Annotated in this window: 1 protein-coding gene; it reads left to right on the top strand. The window is 62.9% G+C overall.

The genetic code is table 11. The annotated features are described in order from the left end of the window. The coding region (locus ACLEJR_RS27000; protein WP_440817756.1) for an AMP-binding protein at nucleotides 1-677 on the top strand (677 nt) is incomplete at both ends.

Below are 677 nucleotides of genomic sequence, written 5' to 3'. Positions count from 1 at the left end.
AGCATCCCTCCTTGATCAATTACCGGTGCCGGCGGGCGTGCAGACGCTGCTGCTGGACGCGGACGTCAGCGAGATCGCCGACAGCGATCCGCAAGTGACGATGGATGCGTCGAACCTGGCCTACGTGATCTACACCTCCGGCTCCACCGGCCAACCCAAGGGCACCTTGCTGCCGCACCGCAACATCCTGCGCTTGTTCGACGCCACCCAGGCGTGGTTCGGCTTTGGCCCGGAAGATGTCTGGAGTCTGTTCCATTCCTACGCCTTCGACTTCTCGGTCTGGGAAATCTTCGGTGCGTTGCTGCACGGTGGCGAGCTGTTGATCGTGCCTCACGATGTCACTCGCTCGCCGAAGGAGTTCCATGAATTGCTGTGCGAGGCCGGGGTGACGGTGCTCAACCAGACGCCTTCGGCGTTCAAGCAACTGATGCACGAGGCCTGCGCCGACAGCCGCAGCAACGCCTTGCGCTACGTGGTGTTCGGTGGCGAAGCGCTGGACGTGAAGAGCCTGCGCCCGTGGTTCGAGCGCTTCGGCGACACCGCGCCACGATTGATCAACATGTACGGCATCACCGAAACCACCGTGCACGTGACCTACCGTCCGTTGTCCCTGGCCGATCTGGAGCAGGACGCCAGCAGCCCGATTGGCGAACCCATCGCCGACCTGTCGTGGTACT

Origin of the sequence: Pseudomonas sp. SMN5 (genome assembly GCF_052041925.1) — a bacterium.
In the GTDB taxonomy this organism is placed as follows: Bacteria; Pseudomonadota; Gammaproteobacteria; order Pseudomonadales; family Pseudomonadaceae; genus Aquipseudomonas.
This window is presented reverse-complemented; position numbering and strand designations above follow the sequence as displayed.